General features: G+C 51.4%; 31 protein-coding genes. All 31 read right to left on the minus strand.

The genetic code is table 11. The features are described 5' to 3' along the window. Window positions 1-69: 69 nt before the first annotated feature. Window positions 70-273, minus strand: coding sequence for a hypothetical protein (locus D8S85_RS15625; RefSeq protein ID WP_004303920.1), 204 nt, complete (start codon window positions 271-273; stop codon window positions 70-72). Between the two features lie 10 nt (window positions 274-283). Beyond that, entirely contained in the window at window positions 284-682 is a 399-nt protein-coding gene (locus D8S85_RS15630) for a ribonuclease H family protein (protein WP_008143073.1), read from the minus strand. After that, window positions 679-1209, minus strand: coding sequence for a hypothetical protein (locus tag D8S85_RS15635; RefSeq protein ID WP_004293684.1), 531 nt, complete (start codon window positions 1207-1209; stop codon window positions 679-681). The genes D8S85_RS15630 and D8S85_RS15635 overlap by 4 nt, the downstream gene beginning before the upstream one ends. 162 nt (window positions 1210-1371) lie before the next feature. Next, window positions 1372-2028 carry a hypothetical protein gene (locus D8S85_RS15640; RefSeq protein WP_008143069.1) on the minus strand — a complete coding sequence of 219 codons (657 nt, stop codon included), beginning with the start codon at window positions 2026-2028 and terminating at the stop codon, window positions 1372-1374. Further along, window positions 2000-2323, minus strand: a complete 324-nt coding sequence (locus tag D8S85_RS15645) for a MutS N-terminal domain-containing protein (RefSeq protein WP_004293682.1) — start codon at window positions 2321-2323, stop codon at window positions 2000-2002. The genes D8S85_RS15640 and D8S85_RS15645 overlap by 29 nt, the downstream gene beginning before the upstream one ends. A gap of 154 nt (window positions 2324-2477) precedes the next feature. Then, complete coding sequence (locus tag D8S85_RS15650; RefSeq protein ID WP_008143066.1) at window positions 2478-2888, minus strand: hypothetical protein; 411 nt, start codon at window positions 2886-2888, stop codon at window positions 2478-2480. 13 nt (window positions 2889-2901) lie between these two features. Then, on the minus strand, window positions 2902-3210 hold the full coding sequence (locus D8S85_RS15655) for an LPD28 domain-containing protein (protein WP_008143065.1): 309 nt from the start codon (window positions 3208-3210) through the stop codon (window positions 2902-2904). Window positions 3211-3232: 22 nt separating this feature from the next. After that, entirely contained in the window at window positions 3233-3889 is a 657-nt protein-coding gene (locus D8S85_RS15660; protein ID WP_008143063.1) for a hypothetical protein, read from the minus strand. Window positions 3890-3892: 3 nt separating this feature from the next. Further along, window positions 3893-4228 carry a helix-turn-helix domain-containing protein gene (locus tag D8S85_RS15665; protein WP_004293678.1) on the minus strand — a complete coding sequence of 112 codons (336 nt, stop codon included), beginning with the start codon at window positions 4226-4228 and terminating at the stop codon, window positions 3893-3895. Continuing rightward, the gene (locus tag D8S85_RS15670; RefSeq protein WP_008143060.1) at window positions 4204-4797 is read right to left on the minus strand and encodes a hypothetical protein; all 594 of its coding nucleotides are present in this window, start codon (window positions 4795-4797) and stop codon (window positions 4204-4206) included. The genes D8S85_RS15665 and D8S85_RS15670 overlap by 25 nt, the downstream gene beginning before the upstream one ends. Window positions 4798-4809: 12 nt before the next feature. After that, entirely contained in the window at window positions 4810-5316 is a 507-nt protein-coding gene (locus D8S85_RS15675) for a hypothetical protein (RefSeq protein WP_008143058.1), read from the minus strand. Between the two features lie 22 nt (window positions 5317-5338). Then, the gene (locus D8S85_RS15680) at window positions 5339-5785 is read right to left on the minus strand and encodes a hypothetical protein (protein WP_004293675.1); all 447 of its coding nucleotides are present in this window, start codon (window positions 5783-5785) and stop codon (window positions 5339-5341) included. Between the two features lie 38 nt (window positions 5786-5823). Continuing rightward, entirely contained in the window at window positions 5824-6300 is a 477-nt protein-coding gene (locus D8S85_RS15685; protein WP_008143055.1) for a MutS N-terminal domain-containing protein, read from the minus strand. 101 nt (window positions 6301-6401) lie between these two features. Beyond that, the gene (locus D8S85_RS15690; protein ID WP_022048016.1) at window positions 6402-7304 is read right to left on the minus strand and encodes a hypothetical protein; all 903 of its coding nucleotides are present in this window, start codon (window positions 7302-7304) and stop codon (window positions 6402-6404) included. A 20-nt stretch (window positions 7305-7324) separates the two neighbouring features. Continuing rightward, window positions 7325-8029: a radical SAM protein gene (locus D8S85_RS15695; RefSeq protein ID WP_008672671.1), complete on the minus strand. Its 705-nt coding sequence runs from the start codon at window positions 8027-8029 to the stop codon at window positions 7325-7327. A 17-nt stretch (window positions 8030-8046) separates the two neighbouring features. Beyond that, window positions 8047-8550, minus strand: coding sequence for a hypothetical protein (locus D8S85_RS15700; RefSeq protein ID WP_127075366.1), 504 nt, complete (start codon window positions 8548-8550; stop codon window positions 8047-8049). Between the two features lie 11 nt (window positions 8551-8561). Continuing rightward, complete coding sequence (locus D8S85_RS15705) at window positions 8562-8825, minus strand: hypothetical protein (protein ID WP_004293670.1); 264 nt, start codon at window positions 8823-8825, stop codon at window positions 8562-8564. Beyond that, entirely contained in the window at window positions 8806-8985 is a 180-nt protein-coding gene (locus D8S85_RS15710) for a hypothetical protein (protein ID WP_004293669.1), read from the minus strand. The genes D8S85_RS15705 and D8S85_RS15710 overlap by 20 nt, the downstream gene beginning before the upstream one ends. Window positions 8986-9019: 34 nt before the next feature. Beyond that, on the minus strand, window positions 9020-9538 hold the full coding sequence (locus D8S85_RS15715) for a hypothetical protein (protein ID WP_018665676.1): 519 nt from the start codon (window positions 9536-9538) through the stop codon (window positions 9020-9022). Between the two features lie 32 nt (window positions 9539-9570). Next, window positions 9571-9990 (minus strand): hypothetical protein, encoded by a 420-nt coding sequence (locus D8S85_RS15720; protein WP_004303935.1) that lies wholly within the window; start codon window positions 9988-9990, stop codon window positions 9571-9573. Window positions 9991-10009: 19 nt separating this feature from the next. Next, a complete protein-coding gene (locus tag D8S85_RS15725) occupies window positions 10010-10315 on the minus strand; it encodes a hypothetical protein (protein WP_004303937.1) in 306 nt (101 codons plus the stop codon). Window positions 10316-10330: 15 nt separating this feature from the next. Continuing rightward, a complete protein-coding gene (locus tag D8S85_RS15730; protein ID WP_018665675.1) occupies window positions 10331-10681 on the minus strand; it encodes a hypothetical protein in 351 nt (116 codons plus the stop codon). Beyond that, window positions 10678-11349, minus strand: coding sequence for a hypothetical protein (locus tag D8S85_RS15735; RefSeq protein WP_018665674.1), 672 nt, complete (start codon window positions 11347-11349; stop codon window positions 10678-10680). Before D8S85_RS15735 ends, D8S85_RS15730 begins: the two co-directional genes overlap by 4 nt. A 142-nt stretch (window positions 11350-11491) precedes the next feature. Then, window positions 11492-12364, minus strand: a complete 873-nt coding sequence (locus D8S85_RS15740) for a DpnD/PcfM family protein (RefSeq protein WP_119993140.1) — start codon at window positions 12362-12364, stop codon at window positions 11492-11494. After that, window positions 12361-14265 (minus strand): hypothetical protein, encoded by a 1905-nt coding sequence (locus D8S85_RS15745; protein WP_018665672.1) that lies wholly within the window; start codon window positions 14263-14265, stop codon window positions 12361-12363. Before D8S85_RS15745 ends, D8S85_RS15740 begins: the two co-directional genes overlap by 4 nt. Beyond that, complete coding sequence (locus D8S85_RS15750; RefSeq protein WP_018665671.1) at window positions 14252-14842, minus strand: hypothetical protein; 591 nt, start codon at window positions 14840-14842, stop codon at window positions 14252-14254. Before D8S85_RS15750 ends, D8S85_RS15745 begins: the two co-directional genes overlap by 14 nt. A 130-nt stretch (window positions 14843-14972) precedes the next feature. Next, a complete protein-coding gene (locus D8S85_RS15755; RefSeq protein ID WP_004293660.1) occupies window positions 14973-15641 on the minus strand; it encodes a hypothetical protein in 669 nt (222 codons plus the stop codon). Between the two features lie 81 nt (window positions 15642-15722). Continuing rightward, the gene (locus D8S85_RS15760) at window positions 15723-16313 is read right to left on the minus strand and encodes a tyrosine-type recombinase/integrase (RefSeq protein WP_004293659.1); all 591 of its coding nucleotides are present in this window, start codon (window positions 16311-16313) and stop codon (window positions 15723-15725) included. Between the two features lie 11 nt (window positions 16314-16324). Next, a complete protein-coding gene (locus D8S85_RS15765) occupies window positions 16325-17224 on the minus strand; it encodes a DUF932 domain-containing protein (protein ID WP_004293658.1) in 900 nt (299 codons plus the stop codon). 69 nt (window positions 17225-17293) lie between these two features. Beyond that, complete coding sequence (locus tag D8S85_RS15770; RefSeq protein ID WP_004293657.1) at window positions 17294-18079, minus strand: hypothetical protein; 786 nt, start codon at window positions 18077-18079, stop codon at window positions 17294-17296. Then, window positions 18058-18870 carry a hypothetical protein gene (locus D8S85_RS15775; RefSeq protein WP_008860793.1) on the minus strand — a complete coding sequence of 271 codons (813 nt, stop codon included), beginning with the start codon at window positions 18868-18870 and terminating at the stop codon, window positions 18058-18060. The genes D8S85_RS15770 and D8S85_RS15775 overlap by 22 nt, the downstream gene beginning before the upstream one ends. Between the last annotated feature and the right edge of the window lie 5 nt (window positions 18871-18875).

The raw sequence follows: 18875 nt of genomic DNA on the forward strand, positions 1-18875 counted from the left end.
TATACTATCATTTGGTACTGATAAGCATTGATTTTGCTTGTGGGGTGTATTATTGTCCACCTAAAAAAATCAAGAATATCTCCTTGAAACGGGTTTGACGAGCAGGTCGATGTGCTCGTGTTCAAGGATATGTTCCATAGCCTTGTATATGGGCATCTTTTCGATACCGGCAATCTTCAGGGCTTCCATCTTGATGGTATTCTCGATGAGCAGCAGGTAGTCTTCCTCCTTCAGCTCAACATATTTCTGTGACTGTGATTTTAATTTTGCCATATTGATGTTGTTATTTGTTTCCGAAGTCGGCAGGAATCTCACCCCACAGGCGGTTGTCCCAGTGCAGCACTTCGATGTCCTTGATTCTTGCCTCCATCACTTTGAGGAATATCTCCGCTTTCTGCAATGCCGGGCATCTGCGTGAAGAGGCTGTCTGTTTGTTACAATACCACGTGATGGCTGTAATGCTGTCCGAGTAGATTGTTCGCGGACTTTCCGGATGTTCCATGACATATCTGACCGCCTCGACAATGCCGAGAAACTCCCCGATATTGTTCGTCCAGTTACCGATAGCTTTGGAAAAGAGTTCTTTTCCTGAAGAGAGGTCGACAGCCCGGAAGCGTGTCAACCTCTCTTTTGCAGAATGGGCACCGTCGGTCGCAATACCCACGACCGGTTTTTCTTTCATTGAATTCCTCCCTGATGTCTGTCTCCCGTATAGATGAACCCGTCGGATTCCATACGTCGTACCAGAGCACGCGCCTGATTCAGATAGTCGGTGATGACACCTTCCTTGTACTTGATATCCTTGCGTCCCTTGAGGATTTCCAGCACACCGTCTATTGTGCGGCTCATTACGCTCTTGCCGTCTTTCGGGTCGAAGAAAATCTTTTTGTTGCCGAACGTCACAGTTACTTGATACAATGTCTTCGGGACGATCACTGTTTCCACATGCGCCTGAAATAACACGGGGGTAGCGGCAACGACTACATACCCGTTGGCTTTGTGCATGGGTTTCAACTCTACCGAGTATAGTATGTTTGGCTCGAGAGTTCCTTTCAGGTCTTCCGAAAGGACACAAATCTGCTTGCCGAATCTTGAGTCTTCACGGACTCCCATCAATTTACGTGTCTTGGAATGGCGCGAAACGAACCCTATCAGTTCGCCCGTCTCTTCCGATCTCGCAAACTTCAGTTGCGATTTTTCCGATGTCATATTACTGTTCTTTCATATTCAATCTATTGCTTTCAATTGACAATCTGTTTTCAATGGGTCACTTTTCCATACAAATATATGCCAATTTTTCACGCCAACAAAACGTTTTAGTTATTAATTTTCAGATGGTTATGTGTAATATATATAGAGAAAAGGCTGCATTCAGTACAGCCTTTCCTCCTCTGTAAAATGACTGAAACGCTCGTCAGTATCAGAAGTTTGCAGTAGATAACGGCATTTCCAATAACGGTAAATCCGCCTTCCGTTGGGTATACAGTGATTTATATCGTCAGCATTCAGATATTGGTTCCCTTGTTCCGTACCGTGGTGCATCCATGTAGCGCACCCGGGCAGGTCCGGGTTGTTCCGGACATAGAAGTCCATTTTCTCTTTACCGGCGACAAAGATATTGTGTATCCGTACGTCCTTATCGATAGGAAACCGGTAGGCGTACAACGCGAAGTCACAGATGTCGGTTTCCAGCAGGTTGCCGCCAAAGTGTTCGGGAGCTTTCCGTTTCAGGTTCTCGAACCCCTCCAGAATACCCGGCCTGTCGCATATCTCGGCAAACCTTTCATCCGTTACCGGCTCAGCCGTCGCATAAACCACCCGAAAACCATTATCCGTACTGTCCAGTACCATGACATGCGCGACTATCCCCGGTGATTTGTTGATACTTTCGTCAATGCTGTCCGAGTCCGTGGTCAGACAGCATTTCAGCGTTCCGATGATTAATACCGCTACCACCAACAGTGTCCAAGGACCTATTGCTGCCGCTATCAATACCAATTCATCGGCCCGTTTCCGTATTTGTTTCATTGATTTTGAGAATGTGGCGGCCGGATACCCCCCGGACCTCGGACACGCATACCTTGCATCCTGCATCCAGCAACCGGTTTCTACATTCTTCCAAGGCGGCGTCGGAAATCCTGATGGCAGGTATACCCGCCGCCGTCATCTTGAACCGGGGCACTTCCGTGATCCGGGTAATCGTTTCGGCATCATCAAAATACGCCTCGAATGAATCTCCGACATGGAAAAGGATGATGGTTTCCACGCCATGCCTTTCCTTCATGCCGCCGTAACAGCGGCGAATAATCTCTTCCTTTTTCATATCAAATAGATATATTAGGTTTGATGTCAGCCAAACATGAAAGTGCCTGTAATCCGTTCAACTGCCGGGCTTTCGTCCGAAATACATATACAGACTTTCTTCATCTGACAAATATACAATAAATTACGGAACGACCCATGTCTATTGCATGAAACTATCCTTTCATCTTCACCTCCCTTCTTTCAAATTGTTCGCGGATGATTTCAACGAGTTGTCCGATGCTGTCGATTTTTTGACTCTTACCGCAGGCTTTGCCATGGAACAATGGCGTGAAGTACAGGTTAAAATCCTCATCGATGGAAAAACCTCCCACGAGGACGATACCCGCCTTGATACGGTAATACTCGCCGTACATGGCGTAATCATCCGTAGTTTTGGTGAACCCGTACTCCGGCAACAAGTCCGGCAAAGTGTCCAGGATCGGCCGGATGACATCCTTGAGAAAATTCGGGGTCTCAACTTCCTTTTTCCGTTTCCGACCTTTTCTGCCGGTTCCGTTATCGTCTTGCAGGTAATGGGCATCGAAACGATCCCGATACCTTTCTGTCAGTTCCTTAATATCCATATCCTTTATACATTTAATTGTTTTCCTCAAGCCACTCTTCCAGTGTCATGGAGTCCTCGAAACCGTATTCGTCAATCTGTACATAGCCGTCCTTTTCCGTGATAAACTCTTTCCTGGTCAGGATGGTTCCGCCATGATTTACCATCACCGTCGGTTCGATGGTCGCCAGACGGTCCCCGTCATCCGACTCCCGGATATCGTATGCGTACAGTCCCTCCGGAACGGCATTCCGGTCAATCCGCATATCCGTAAACAATGCAGGCGTGTCATTGATGGTCATAGACTCAAAGGTCTCGTTGCCAATGTTTTCTTTTGTAATCATATTTATTGATTCAAATAGTTTATTATTCCTGCTTGGGAAGTTCAATGGCTCTTACCCAATTGTTCCGGTCATCAAAACATTCATCATTGATGTTGGCCGTAAATTCCAGCGGTATCATCTTCTCAACCCGCGTTGCGGGGTTATTTTCGTAATCAACGATGATTTTCCCGGCCGGAACGTCACGTTCAAATTCGTCCAGCGGGAAAGAGAATATCCATATTTCCCGGTCTTTATCTTCCCCAAGAAACGCCTTGAGGTTGTCTGTATAAGCCTGGCATTTGTCCCACGAGGTTTCCACGAATGAAATGATTTCCTCTTCCGGTTTGCCGGTACGGTCTTTCAGGAATGCAACGGCATTCCCTTTCCAGATATCCTGCTCGACACAGAGTTCCAGATAACGTTCCCAGACTGTCACCAGCCAGTCCATGTTAATCTCATGCAGGTGGCGGCAGGTGAAACGCTCCCGGCTTTCCGCGTTGTAAAGCGTGCAGCTTCCGTCCGTGCGTATCTCCTCCAACCGGTACATGGTGTATACCGGTATCCCGTGCCCATACCCGTCTTCCCCTTCCTCCTCGACATATACCGTATGGGGCAACATATTTTCCGGCATTTTCGGTATCGCACACAGGTTGGCTATAACTTCCTGTTCCAACGCTTTTTGTTTCTCCTGTATTCTCATTGTCTATCCATCTTTTAGTATGATTTTACCTTCTTGAAATAATCTCTGTTTGTAACGACGGTGGTTGCGTATATTTTCGGTATGTTTCTTCCGGTCATATTTATACAAGCCTTTTGCCTTGTTCTCTCTCAGCAGTTCCTTGTTCCGCTCTTCGCTTTCTGGGTTCACAATGAAGGTTATCAGCCTGCGGCTGACACCGTATTCCCGGGCAAGCTGGCGCTGGCTGACAGCTTCTGTCATGTAACGGTGGAAAATTTCAGCCTTCTGAAAAGGAGTGAGCTTCTGCCTGCGGTCATATTGTGTCCCGCTGATGATTATTCCCGAGCTTTTGTATGGCATAGTGAAGTCTGTTTTTCGTTTGTGGTCCATGAATGGTAGATGCGTTGTTTGCCATCTAAGGAGAGTAGAAACCAGCGGCTATAAATCCGTTCCAGCGTTTCGGTGTCGTGCCCGTATATCGGTCCCAGTTCGTTTGCAAACATCGCCGCTACCTTCAGCCTCCTGGTATCGGACAGCTTCTCCCACCAGCGGCAAATGGTCTTGTACTGCTTCACGTCCGTTACAAGGTCCGGAACCGGAGCGGAGGAGATATATTCCGCCTCTTTGCCGCACGGTGCCTGCCAGAACCCCTGTTCGCAAAGAGCGCGTTGCTCGTCACAAACCCGTTCTGCAAAGGATTTGAGTGCCATTTGGAATATCTTTCTTTCCAGTTCCTTACGTTCCATGGACAGTTCATGCACACCCACGTTCAGCCCGTGCTTATTGCGTTCATCCGGGGAAAGCTTGTTGCTCAAGGCTTTCCTGACCAGTTCCAGCCGTTCTTTCAGAGGGCCGTATTCGTTGTTATCTAAATACCGGTTAAACAGTTCCTGTTCGTTTCCGGGCAGTATGAATATATTTTCCATCATGCATCATTTAAGTTATCGGATGTGAATAGGATATATCGCAGTGGATAGCGGGTGTCGGGGTGCGGAAATAGCCACGAGATCCCGTGCCGTCAAGGGGCGCAGAAAAACGGCATCGAACTCCTGAGTATCGTCTTCACGGATATCTCGGACTTCAATGATCCATGTGCCTTCATAGCGGCACCAGGCAATCACCTCCAAAATCATTTCCTTTCTGTAGTCAGCCGGTCCGTCCCCGAAACTTTCACGTATCCGCTTAATTGCATCGTCTGTCAGCCGGACAAATTCCCCTTTGCGGAACGGAGCTTCCGGCGTAACGGCAGGAGCCAGCATCTGCCAGTCTTCATGTCCGTCCAGGTCTTCCACAGCCATTGCGTAGGCTTTGTATTCAGCTTCGGTCTCGAAATGTCTGGTTATCACATATCCCCCGGATTCGGCCGTGCTCTCCACCGACGAGATATCCCCGGTTTTCCTGTATATGCTTACAGTATCCTTACCGAGTAGAACTTTTACTGTTATCATTATTGCAGATGGTGTGGTTTTATTATAAATGGAACTCCACGTCTTCCTCCTCGAACTCCGTGTCGTGGTCCTCGTTGTACCCCTCGACGGTCGAACCAGGGACATAGGTCTCTCCGCCAATCCCATAACGTCCGGCATCGAGCAGTTTCCGAAGGGTTTCGGTGTCCCCGTTTAGAATCCTTTCGATGTCCTCCCGGCTGCCCCGGACGCTAATTCCGAGACGTAGCCAGAGATTTTCCTCTCTCGAGGTGTCCGCCTCTTCCGACCGGTGGCGTATGATATGATAATCACTCCATCCGTCGGCATCGTTTACCCCGGCGATGTAGGCATTGTACTCCGCCTCAGTCTCGAACTCTTTCTCGTCCACGACGCCCCCGTTATCCGCCAGCCATTCTTCAGAAGGCAGTTCATTGTTCTCTTCATATTCCCGTACGGCGTCCTCGCCGAAAATCGTTGTTATCTTTATCATGTGTCTTTGGGTTTTGAATATTTGTTATTTAATGGTTATCAAACTCGTTTGCCCGAACCGGTTTGATTCGGTTCGCAGACAGCCACCCGGTTTCCGGCGCGTATCAGTTTGGGGAGATACACGTCCAGGTCACGAAAAGAAAACCGCAGTTCCTTGACGCCTTTCCCTTGCCCGTCGACGCGTTCGGCGGTGGCAATGCCCAAAATGCCGGAAGCGGCGATGGCATCATCCTCATACAATTCACAAGATTCCCCGTTTCGGAAAATGTACAGGGCATCCGGGTGCGCCGCTTTCATCTCGCGGTATTTTCCCATCATGTCGGAAACTCCCGGGACATTTCCGTTCCCCGTTACATTCCGGGTCTTCAGTAGGTTCCTCGTGGCGTCGATGTCGATGAAATTCGTCCAGCCGGCTTTATGAAGTTCGACAGCAGCTTCCCGCAGGGATACCTTCCCGTTCTCGACCTCCTCTTTCAGGGATTCGAGAATGTTCTTGATTTTATAATCATTCATCATATTTTTTATTCTTTGGTTACATTGTTACTTGTTCCGACGGTATTCCGGTCAAGGGGAAAGCACCCGTGGCCTCCGGTAACCCGTCGATACACTGCCCGTCGTCAGGATTTCCCCGACAGGTAATGCCCGATGGACTTGTAACGGTTAGGAATGTTCGCGTTCTCGTTGAAACCGTTCAGGCAGTGGAGCAAGGCATCTTCGAGCGTGACATAACGACGGTCGAAAGTTTGGATATTATCCAGACAATAAGCATTTACAGCGTATTTGAAAGGCGCGTACATCCTTTCGTTCTCCCGCTTTAAAATGACAAACCAGTCGAAATGGAGTTTCAAGCGGAAACCGTCGCTCTCGCCGACTTTCATCAGCCGCTCTTCGTCGAGAAGCCGCCGCACGAGTGTGGCGTCGAGCTGACGGGTATACTCCCTGTACGCCTTGATACGGGCCGTGTAAGCCGCGGCATATTGTTCGATGTCCGTTTCTTTCAGCCGATGTTCCGCCGGGTAAAAGTCCAGCACCTCTTTCGTCGTGACGGGAATTTTCAGGTCGTCCACCCCGATCTCGTAGGTCTTGTTTTCCAACACGTCGTGGAACTCGAACCCTTGAATTCCCATGAGGGTAAATTCTCGCGTCGGGTCAGGGAGCGCAAGTGATTTGAGCTCTTCGAGGTCGCGGCACACGGCCACGACCGGATACTTCTCGACCACGTCTGACGGGCCTCCGATGCGGATATACGCCTTTTCACACCCGTCGTAATCACCATGCCGGACAATGTCGCAGCAGGTGTAGTTGGGGGCGGCACGATGCCGCGCCGTATATTCCGTCCAAAGCTTGTCCAGCCCGGCTTTTACTTCGTCAGGGTCGGTCAGGGCAACGTTGCCGCACTGGCTGCACCGGCCGTCCGACAAGGCGTTGCGGGTAAATTCGAGGAACTGTCTGGTGTTCGGGTCGATGACGGCGGTACATTTCACTCCAGTGCCGCCGCAGATACTGCATACGATTGACATAAGTTTTTTGATTTGTGTATTTATTCGTACAATCTTTCTTTTTGACGCTTTTTCAAGGTCATCCGGAGATATTGCATCAGTTTCCCGCAGGGACACAGGGCATGTTCCCGTTGGCGGGCATAACTCAGGTCCCCGTTGGAGAGAACCATGCCTTCAGCATTGAGACAGAGGTCGCCGTAAACGTAGTTCTCCTCCGTAAGATAAATCCCATGAACAGGGTTCGGAAACCCCTCCGTGCTGCGGCCTTCCCGGAAAAGGAAGATACGCTCGGCCTGTCCCCGGACTCCGAAAAAGGGATACGGGGAAAGTGCCGCGAGCGTGGCGGCATGCTCTGCCGGATCATGGAAGCGGTCGTCGCTCATTTCGAGCATGTGGCCGGAGTCCTGTTCCTTTTCCTCCTGGTACTCGTACAGTGCGGCGCAGGCTTCTATGAATTCCTCCGAACGGGATGTGGCAGAGCCGTTGGTTACGATATAAAAGTCATTGACAGTAATACCGTAGGCGCGTACCCGTTCGAGGATATGGCGGATGGCCCGGACGTTAAGCGACGGCTCGCCGCCCGTGATGTTGAAATGGTGAATATGCCTGACATGCCGCAGCAGGTTGCTTATATGTTTCAAAGGGATATCCACGGATTCGGCATCTCCCCGCATGCAATGGGTACAGCGCATGTTGCAACGTCGGGTAATCTCGATGCAGAGATTCTTGATATATAGTTCTCTCATATTCGATGTAGTTCGGCTTAGGTTTCATCCGGGATTTCCTTTCCCGTGTAAGGATTATACAGCGGTGTGTTGCCAACTGCCTCGGCGTCAATAGCGAAACTGCCACGGCCTACGTCGTAGAAGAGTTCCAGCTTTAGTGGCGTTGAAGCGATGACTTTCTCAGCCTCGGCTTGTGACAGGCCTGAATACATCAGGCATTTGACACGACACCGGAACATTTCCGGATTGGTTTCCGGCGTGGTAACTACATCAACGACCTCGCACACTTCATCCGTGATGGCGAAGCGGTCGGGATTGGGTGTGCCGTTCCTTCTAGAGCCGTCCGATGCGGCATGTCCGGTGATTGAATGGTTCCGCACCTTTTCGGCGGGATAGGTCTTATCGCCTTTGGCGAAATACGACTTGCCGGAGACGACACAGGCATGATAGATTACGTCGTGGACCTTTCGTCCGTTGTCAAGTATAATTGTATAGACCGTTCCCTCCTGCAAGACAGGAACGGCATTCGGTTTATGAGACATAAGATTTGTTTTTAGCTGTTTATGAATTTCGGTCTTGCACGCCGCATGATGTGTAGGTCATCGTAACCGATGGCTCTCAGTTCGGAAAGCGGGTTGCGGTACTCCTTTTCATGGGCTGGCCGTGTCATGGCGATCACGCCCGCATAGTCGGCTGCGCCATGCTGGCCGACATGCATGTAGGAGGTTATTTCACCCCGCCGTCCGCTCCACGGTATGTCCGGGAACAGGGCGATGACCTGTCCGTCGGGATAGCGTCTAAAGACCACCTTCGTCATTTTTCCCGCAGATTTCCGTGTCGATTTCATAGTCCCCGTAATTTTTGAATTCATAGTCCACTTCGCTGATAATTTCGTCAACCTCTTCGTCCGTTATCTCATCGGCCTTCGGGTTGTCGATATCGAGCCGTACGGTCAGGTAGATGGTTCTTGTTGCCATAATATCATACATTTTTTAGTGTCACAAAGCCGGCCTATGACAGGCCGACGGTATATTTCTCTATCAGCCGCTTCCGGTACGCCTTGTCCTTTCCGGCGGCAAGGCTTGCCAGTTTGCGGATATTCCGGTTGGCTTTTTCCGCGACCTGCTCCACGGTCGGTCCGGGAGTCATGAAATCACGGCATCCGGCACTGCAATACAGCTGCTTTTCCTTGACCGTCCTGCCACAGGCCGGACACCGGCGCTTGCCGTCACGCTCCAGCACTTCCAGAATATTGGCATGAATGCCTTTCCACCATTCAATACGGTCTATGTCATAATCGTAGACGGTTATCGTGTTCCCGAAACTGCGGGCTTCGACCTCAACGGCAATGCCCTCATCTTCAAGGCAAACCTTCAATACCGGGTCTTCGTGAGGCTCACAGTGCCTGTCATACCAGATGATATAGGTGGGATCGTCCAGTTCGTCAGGCTCTCCCAGACAGAGTTCCGTAAGACCGTTGTTCACGAGAATGTTGCGGATGGCGTCTTGTAAATCTTTGATACAGTCCATTGATATTTCGTTTTATGGTTGTTCCTCATTCGTCAGTTCATCTCCGAAGCGTGGCCGACGAACTGGAAGATATCGGCGTATTGTTCGCTGTAGATATAGAATCCGTCCCGTTTTTCCCCGGTCTCCGCATCTATTCCGTCAGCAAGGAGATATTCCCCGTCATCCGTCAGGTAGACATCGGTAAGCTTGATACGGGGCGTGTCGTGCTTCCCGTACAAGGTTGTCGTGACGGGGAAGTTGTTGTCATCGAGTTCCTCCTCTTCTGTAAGGCCGAGTGATACGCGGCCATATTGTGCCAGGAACTCCAGCATGAATTTCAGCATGGCTTGCTCGGCCTCGTGCAGCCGTCCGTCGATAAAGGCGTACTGGGTGGCGAACAGATGCAGCTTGTCGGCGCTCATTTTGTCCGGGGCTTTGCCCGGCTCCGCATTGTCTTTCTGTATTTTATCCATATCTGTCATATTGTTGGTTTCATGTTTCCAGCGGGGTGAAGGAGACGGTCAGTATCACTTTCTCGTCACCCAGGTTGAACACTTTCAGGCAGTCGTTACTGATAGTCCTTTTCAGGATGTCTCCCCGGTATCGGGAATTGCGTACCTTGAAGGTAAAATCATCAATGAACGAGCTGATGCAATGAAGCACGTGGTCGAATTCTTCCTTACCATACCGTTCCATTTCAGGGAAAATGCCTTTCAGATGCGCCCGCAGGCTCAATATGTAGTTCGGGGTCTTGCCCGTGATTTTTCCCGAGTATGTGATTTTGTATTTCCTGTCCATGATATGCCGTTCCATTTAATCGTTACTGTCATACCAGCCCTCGATCTCATCGAAATAGCCGTTCGAGTCCCATTCTTCCAGCAAGGTGGTCGGGTACGTCCATTCAAGGCTGTAAAACAGATCCTGGCACACCTCTTCATTACCCTTGCACAGGGCGAGCAGTGAGTTATGCGTGAAACAGCCGTCACTGCTCTCCGGCACACGCCAGTCCTCACGGTCTTCTGCCGCGTATTCGGGTATATAGCACACTTCATCGGGGCGGTTGAGAAAGGCATCCTCGTTCTTGTAGATGTTTCCTTCCCCTCCGTATTCCAGTTCATAGAACACACCTTCCGGCGTTTCTATCCTGTTGCCAATCTCTATCATAGCGTTGCCGTTTCGTGGGTATATATAATCACCATCCGGGAGGAGAGCACCTTGTCGCGTACCGTGGGGTTGGCGATTGCCCAATCGGAATGGAAATGCATGTCCGGAATGGATGCGGTGTCCACAATATCGCCCCCGTTTTCCAGATGGAGATAATCCGGCTGATACAGGTCGCAAAGGAATTTGCCGTCCGTATCGCTGATGGCGTATATCTTGCCGTCGAGTGCGGCCGTCATCTCCTCCTCGCTGCGGTAGACCAACAGGTATTTACAGCCGGTCTTCATCTCTTCCGCAATCCGCTTATGCAGTTCTTCAGGAGATAATTCACGCAGTCTTGACACGACCGCCCCGATACTTTCCACGGCATCGTAGCTGTCCAAGGCATCATGGCAGGTCGTTTCAAACTCCTCTTTCGGACGACCCGCAAAATTGATGGTACGGACTTCCTGCCCGTGCCCGCCGAGCAGGTAAAAGGGCGTACCGTTCCATTGTTCCTTTCTGACAGAGAGCGGCCGGGAGCATTCCCGTGTCTGCCGGTTCACAACGGCATACAGTTCCAGACTTTCCCCGCATTCCATACGCAGGATATGCCGGGCGAACTCCGTAAATGTCATGATTTTGATTCCTTCCCCGTTCGCCGTGAAGAAATCCTGTCTTGTCTGTTTCATAAATCCGTTTTTTTAAGAGTAGGTAATCGTTTTGTATAAGGGGTGGAATACTCACCTCGTTTTGAAAAAAAAAAGACCGCCGCAGCCGTAGCCGCGACGGCCCGTCATCATTATGGCATGTGATGAACAGGTTCTATTTTCGTTATTCGGCCTCGTAGTACGGTACGCCGTGCCTTACCACTGCTTTTTCCATTTCTTCCCACCAGATTTCACTATGGCGGTCATTGTCAAAATCTATGGGCTTTCTTTTACCGAGCCGCAGCCGGTCCCGTGTCTCCATTTCCGTTTCGTACACAATCTGTTCCATTTCTTCGTCCGTAACATGGTAGGTATCGAACGGCTCCGGCAGAGATTCCAACTCCCTGCGTGACAGCTCGGATTGCCCGCAGGTGAAAACCTTGTCATAGAAAGCGTCATCTTTCGGCGGCAGTTCGGGTTCCTGTTCCGGCAGCACATCCAGATAATCCGACTCGTACAGGTAGTTTTCGCCGCGCCCCTTCGTCTGCCGGTTGTTCTTGAACTCTTCCAGATCACTTTCCGTCAGGCGGAATTCCTTCTTCTTACGCCGCAGGTACTCCATCATGTTTTCGAGGGAGGAGAACGGGGCTATGAGCTCCATGGAAGAACGGTTGTGCCAGGCATCGCTCCGGTACAGCAGGTAGACCTGCGGGCGGTTCCGGGCCGCCTCCTTACGGTATTCGCCGAACTCATACAGGGCGTTGTCGAAACTTCCGAATGCCAGCCGGACTTTGTCTTCGACGGATATGGACTCCCGGCATTCCTCAAAACGGCGTTGCACGTATCCGATGAAACCCACGTCTTCCAGAGTCTCCATGACCGTGATGTCATCAGTCGAGAGCGCGATGTCAGCTCCTGCGAAATTGTCGGCTGACAGCACGTGTTTCTCTTCATTGTATTCGTCTTCCGCCCTGCAGACGGCCAGACCGGGCGTTTCCGCCTCGATCTCCACGACCTTACGGAGCGTCTCTTCGATAGCTATCCGGTATTTTTTCATTGTATGATGTTTATTTGTTTCAGTTCACGTTTGTAGTTTCTCAATGACGGCTTGTGCCCTTTCTCCCTTACGATCTGGCGCATCTGTGCAAAGGTGTATGCCTTCTCCATGTCCAGGCCGTAGTCCGTGGCGAATGCCGTCATTCCGATATAGCAGAAGCCGAACTTCCGGTGCAGCATGTCGGCCGTATAAGGAGTCATGTCTTCCGCCAGGGTTACGGGGACAGCCATTCCCCGGATCTTGAACTTCAAGCCCTCGATAAGGGTCCCGCAGTTGTCGCTGTGGTAGGTCAGGTCCCTGCGGCGGGCGCAGTAACCGATGGTCTCGCCCATGAAGGTGTTGCGGAAGATTTCCGTACGGTTCAGGTCCTTCAACTTCTCGACACCGTAATAGCAGACCGCCTGTACGGCTTTCAACGCTTTGTCCACACGGGGTTTGACAAAGCGGGGGTCGTTTTCCGCCACGATCTTTTCCAGCCACGTGCGGTGGAAGGTTCCGACAGGCACGTCGAACACCTTCTCCGGTGTGCAGTATTTTGAATCCGACCGCGTCATCATCAGATGTGCCGAGGACGGCTCGTATTGTTCTTTCAGGTAAAAGGCCAGACAGGTATTGCCGACTTTGCAGTAAGTATAGTCGTCACGGCTGTTTTTCAGCGACAGCATCGTGGTTTCCCCGCCGTAGAACTTCTCGGGCAGTCCGGTCTGTCGGCAGAACTCCGTGAGGAAATGTCCGGGGATGGCACGTGCATAACTGCGCTCCCGGTAGCACTCCTTCGCCATTTGTGGGGTGATGAACCGTTTGGCAAAGTCACAGATATGGTGATGGCCGTAATCATACGCCGCCTGCGTGTTCGCGTAGGTCTGGAACTTTTTGGGCATCTGGCGGAACCAGCGGAAACACGTCCCGTGCTCCATGCAGTAGTCGACAAATTCCCGCGTCCATACATTTTCAGGAAATTCGGGACAGTTGCCGTTTCTTCGGATGAATGCCTTGCACACTTCCACCGTGAGCAGGGATTGTTCAGTTTCCTCGTCGATATAGCAGTTCGTCTCCCGTTTGCTGTTATCGATGGCAATGACCAGTCTTTCCGGTGTCTTGAACCGCTTCGGCAACTCCCCGAACATGTAAGGGTGTTTCTCCATCAGCCGGTCCGCCAGCATGTCGTCCAGATATACCGACAACGGCTTGAAAAACTGGGGGTCTGTGATGAAGTTTTTTCCTTCGGTCGAACAGACAGCCGCATGGAGAATCTCATAGGAATAGAACCGGGCGGGAACAAGCGAGAGGTCATGTTCCGCCATCTTGCGGTAGTATGCCGCAGTCTTGAAACGGGACGGCACGACGGCATCGGTAACCGTGCTCAATATTTTCATCCCGTCGAGCATCCCGTAATAGAACTCTTGAGTCTTTACCTCAACGGGGACATATCCGAGGATAAGCCCCGTTTTCATGACGGCGTCTGTCCTGCTGTCCGTGTAATACGGGTCGTAAATATAGCTGCGCAAGGCCAGGTATGCCAGTTGCGCGTCCCAAAGGCGTTCAGGTATGAAGGCGAGAATGTCGAAATCCCCGCGTCCGTTTCGGATGACCGCTTCTGCCATTTCTCGGGTAACCATTGCTTCGGGAACGGCCGTGATATTCTTCGTTTTTTTGCGCATGGCGTAGTCACAGACTGCTCCCGAACGGTACGCCTCCGGAATATTGCGCAGCTCGAAGCTGTGCCAGCTCTCCGTGCTGCCCGCGATGATTCGTTCTATACGTCCGGGTGTGAGGAAACGTCCCGGAATATGGCTCAGCACCTCTATTTCCTTGCTTTCGACGGCTGCTTCCACGATCTCTTCCGTGAACAGGTGTTCCGGCAGCCATTCTATGGCCGATACGATGTTATTGTGCCGCATACAGTTTCTTTTTAAGGTTGGACGAACGGACGATTCTCACAAGGCGGCACCCCCGGTAGACATAGAGTATCCTGGATTCCCGTTCGGCGAGTTCCTCAAGTCCCTGCCAGTGCTGCGGTGTATTTATCTTTTCGAGTCGGACATGGTTGTTCACATATACCGTGATCGGTTTCATGCTGTCATGGGAGGGCGTATCTTCGACGAAGAGCGGCAGTTCACAGTATTCTCCCTTGTCCATGACATGCCATCTGCCGTTATCGAACAGGAGGCACGTGTCCTCCATGCGGCCGAAAATGTCTGCGTTGTCCGCGATGCGTGATGCGGATTGCCGCGGTGTTTCCCGTCCGTCACGGATCTTTGAAAAACAGTGGACGGTATCGCCGGTTCCTGTCCATTTTCCATAGGGTGACGGTCCCAGTTTTTGTATGTCGCCCAGCGACAGCAGGGCATCTACCCGTCTGTCATTGGGATAGAACACCCGGAGTTTCCTCACAAGGTCTTTTGAAAGCGTCTCATGGAGCGCCTTGATGTGCCGGACACTGCCGTCCGGCAACAGTTTTCCGATTTGTATGCTCATAATAGTGCTATCTCTTGTTGTTGAAGTATAGCCGGGTCGTCCTTCTTTCGATTGACAGTCCGGCTTGAAAATTATGATTTACAGAAGTCTTCGGACTGGTATCCGGCCATGTCCGGTACGGAACCGCGTGTCATTCCGTCCTGTCGTCTTCCCGTCTTTTCATTTTCAGTTCCCTGCCGGTTGCCGTGCGGCAGAGCGGCAGTTTCCCGGAAGCGGTTTGCTTGCATCCCTCGACGAGCCGTCCTTCGGACACCATTTTCCCGTACATTTCCCTGATATAACGGTATGCCGGGGAGGTGTTCGAATAAACGGACTTCCCACGGAGTGTCTTGACACGCAGCTTTTCGACGAGTATTTCCAGCACCTGCTCCCGGCTCTTGTACAGGTTCCGGCGCTTGGTGCGGAAGGCGTCGAGAAAGACACCCCCGATAGTCATGTCATGAGTCTTGTGGTAATACGCGAGTTCTTCCTCCTCCGTCAGGTCGAGAATCTCGCCGTAAGTGTCAGTACGTAGGTACCGGAAGGTCGTTCCTTGTGCCAGAATCTTCTCGATAAGCTCCATGTGCTCTTTAAGAACAGGGCCCGATAACGATTGGGGATGACAGTACAGGCATGTCTTTCCGAGATACACCTCGGGACAACCGTCTTTGTATTTGTTTTCCTTGATGCTGAACCCTGTTTCCGTGAAAAGGCGCTTTACCTCGTCGAAGAAGCGTCCGGCTTTCTCTTCCGGCATGCGACCGCCGTCATAGCCGGACTCGACGCGGAAGTATGTGTCGATATATATCGGTGTGTCCATTTACAGTTCTGATTTTGATATGTTATATAAAGCATAGCCCGGAACCTCCCGCTCGGGTTCCGGGCATCGTTGAAAATATTCTCATAGACGTATGGAATCGAACACTTTGTCGATGTCCTCCTGCGCCAGCCCGATGTAGCGCCGGGTGGTTTCCAGGTTGGAATGGCGGAATATCTGGTTGAGCAGGATCAGGCCCTCGGCCGAGCGTCCCATCAGCTCGTAGACATAGCGCCCGAAAGTCTTGCGGAAGGTATGTGTGGAGAATGCCCTGATCGGCAGCCTGTACCTTACCTTGAATACCTTGAGCAGCCTGTTGATGTATTCCAGCGAGTAAGGTTTCCCGGTACGCGGGCTGAGAAAGATGTACTGTTCGGGGGCGGGTTGTCCGAGCATCTCGTACAGGAAACGGTTCTTCTCCTGCACGTCCCTGTTGAACTTGATCAGGCGGTTTTTCTTTGTTTTCTGCTCGATGCGGGTCATGGTGCTTTTTCCTAAGATGTCTTTCCAGCGCAGGGTCCTCACGTCGGAGGCCCTGCATGCCGTGCAGAACGACAGCCAGCAGTAGGTCTCCCACAGGTACTCGCCGTCCTTCTCAAGCCCGCGGACCAGCCTGTTATATTCCGCTATGGGCAGGTAGTCGGCTGTCGTCAGTTGTCCCTTGATTCTTGTCACGTGGCAGCCTTTTAAGATTCCGGCAACCCTTCCGAGAGCATCAGCTCGGCCAGCGCCCCGTTCTGGGGAATCATGGCCGGAATGTCCGTACGTCCGGGCTTGTAGATTTCGGTTGCCACGTTATAGATATCCCACGCCGTGAGCGTCTTCTTCTCTTCGGTGAGTTTGAGCAGGTCCTCGGTGAAGATGGAAATCTGGGACTGGTTCAGGGGATAGGTCTCCACCTTGGACGAAAGACGCTTGTCGGAACTGTCATGCGATACGCGCAATGCTGTCAGCAATCCGATGTAGGCGTACATCTCCACCGGGGTAATTACTTTCGCTTTCAGGCGGCGGATGCGTTCCCTGTCCTCGTTCATCTGTACCTCGAAGTTCGAGAGCCACTCGTCTACACGACCGAAAAGCTCTTCGGTGGTGACTTTGTCTTTCCCGTAGTTCGACACACTGCGTTCGGGGGAGAGGATGCACTGGTTGTGGCACACCCTGACGCACGGGCCGATGGCCGCCTGGATGCCGTCCTGATGGAAGGCGATGACAAGCGTCGTGGTCAGCTCGTCCGTTTCCCATTCCTTAATGCGGATGGTCGTATAAACGCGGCGCAGGATATGCGCCTCGACGGCCATCGCCCCGTACTTTTGTTCCACCTGGGGCAGGACGACCACGCCGGGCTGTGCCTTGTTCTTGTTCTGGGCGGCGAAGATTTCCTCCACCTCGTAATTCAGGTTGTGTTTCTGGCAGATGTCCGCCATGCGCTCTATCACCTCGTAATGGTAGATTCCCTTGAGCGGGTTGCCATAGATGTCATTTTCCTTGTGTGTGCGCCGGAGCGTGTCGAGCGTCATCACCTCGACGTTGTTGTTCTGGAAATCGAACTGCACGGGGGCGGCCGTTGTTGCTAATGCTGTTGCCATAATGATTGATATTAAAAAAGTTATACAATAAGAAAGGCGGTGAACCGTTGTCCATCGCCTTTCCGGAATTCATTTTGCGGTTTCAGGCAGGTAACGCCTGCATATCAGGTCCGTGATACTCGGGTAATACACGTTGCCATAAGTTCCGTATGGTCCGAAACGGGCAAGGAAGCGGAAGTAAAAATCTACCGGACGCCGGTAGCTCGTCTGTATTTTGGTTTTCAGCAGGCGGTAGGCGTACTCGTCAGAATTTTCCACCTTGACCTTGCGTCCGTTGAAATAATAGTTTCCCTCCTTATCTGAAGAAAACGATACCTCTTCCTTTGCCGGACGCTCGCCGGCAACGACCCTGAAGAAGTCCTCCAGGGAGCGGCAATCCTGGTATTCTACCGGAATCGTGTCGCCCTCTCGCAGTTTCACGTCCAGTTTGTCAAGCAGTGTCTTGATGGCGGGCGTGTAGATATTTTCGGATTGGAAGCATCTTGTATCCCGCCAGTATTTCTCGAAAAGAGAGCCGGTTTCAAGGAGTAGGAACAGGGTTTCACGCGCTGTCTGCGGTTTATCGGCCAGATACGGAATATACTCGGTCACCAGTATGGAAAGTGAAAGATACTCCTCCGGTTGCAGTTCGCTCTTCTGGTGCAGGTTACAGTGCCTCTCGAGCAGGGAGTCGATGTCGGCTTCCCGCAAGCTTTCGTCCGTCCATACCAGGCAACCTTCTTTCTTGCAGGCGGGACATTTATCCGCTCCATACGGCAGGAGCATCACCTTGCCGCAATCGGAACAGGTGACCAGGTCGCCTCGTTCCGTATAAACATCTACCGTTTCCATTCTCAATCCTCCGCGTAAGGCCATTCAAGGCAGCAGTCATTGCATACGGCCACGCCCTCGTCACTCAGAATGTCAATATCTGTGCCCCCACATTCGGGGCATACCGGTGCCTTTTTCTTGTCCATTCGTCGCTCTGCCGCTTCTTCCGTCAGAAGCAGCGGCACCCAGTATGCCGATGTGCCGAAATCCCGTATCCCGTTTTCATCCTGTATGGGTTCACAACCTTTCGTTCCCATGTATTTCTGGGAGTCCGGCCAACACACGGCACGGTAACACTTGTCCCGTTCGGGAGATTTGCCGGTATGGCGTATATAGTCTTCCTCGGGCACGTAAAGCGCCCCGTTGTCCCCGCTTCCCCATGCCGGATAACCGGTTCCTTCTTCCTCGAAAGGAGCACTTTCCTCGGGAAATTCCACGAGTGCATATAACTTGTCATCCCATGCCAGGGAACACTCGCCGCAGTGGAACCGACTTTCGTGAATATCATAACGGATATTTTCCGAATTGCATTTCGGACAGATAATGTCTTTTGTTTTTACTTTCGGGAAACTCAGGATTTCTCCGGCAATGATTTCCATGCTGGGCCAGAACAACTGTTCGCAGTAATCGTCGGCCATCTTTTCCGCCAGATTCTGCATGTCGTCATCGCTGATCTTTTCCACATCGAAACCTTGTCCTTCCAGGTCATCGCGGTGGACGGACGTGATAGGGAAATACCCGGCGTTCAGCTCCCGGATAAATTGTCTTTCCTCTTCTGTCGGTTCGGGTAAGTTGTTGAAATATTCCCTGAGCCGTTGATAAAGTTCTCTTACCATAATTA

It is taken from the genome of Butyricimonas faecalis, from assembly GCF_003991565.1.
Taxonomy (GTDB): Bacteria; Bacteroidota; Bacteroidia; order Bacteroidales; family Marinifilaceae; genus Butyricimonas; species Butyricimonas faecalis.